Below are 419 nucleotides of genomic sequence, written 5' to 3'. Positions count from 1 at the left end.
GAGCTGCACTCGGGCGAGCTCGTGACCCACCACTTCTATTACTTCGACGTCTACTCTTCTCTCCTCTTTTCCCTTCCTTCCCTCCTTTTCCCCTTTTCCTTTTCCTTCCTCTTCTCCTCTTCTCTCTCTCTTCTCTCTCCTCTCTCCTCCCCCCTTCTCTCTTTTCCTCCTTCTTCCTTCTTCTCTTCTCTTTCTCTCTCCTTCTCCCCTTTCTTCCCCTTTTTCTTTTTCCTCCTCTCTTCTTCTCTTTTCCCCTCCCTCCCCTTCCTCCCTCTCCTTTTCCTCTTTCCTCTCCCTCTTTCCTTCTCCCTTCTCTCTCTCCTTCTCCTCTCCCTCTCTCCCCTCTTCCTTCTCCCTCCCCCCCTCTCTTCCTCTCCTCTCCCTCTCTTCCTCCCTTTCTTTCCTCTTCCTCCCTCCCT

The 419-nt window shown here is 52.5% G+C and carries 1 protein-coding gene; it reads right to left on the bottom strand.

Features of this window, described 5'->3' with window-relative positions; translation table 11 throughout:
• A partial coding sequence (locus NR112_RS23285; protein WP_256796468.1) for a hypothetical protein occupies nucleotides 1-419 on the bottom strand: 419 nt, incomplete at both ends.

This window comes from Terrabacter sp. Ter38 (assembly GCF_024519435.1).
Lineage (GTDB): Bacteria > Actinomycetota > Actinomycetes > Actinomycetales > Dermatophilaceae > Terrabacter.
The sequence above is the reverse complement of the archived record's forward strand: the minus strand, read 5'-3'. Positions and strand labels throughout refer to the sequence as shown.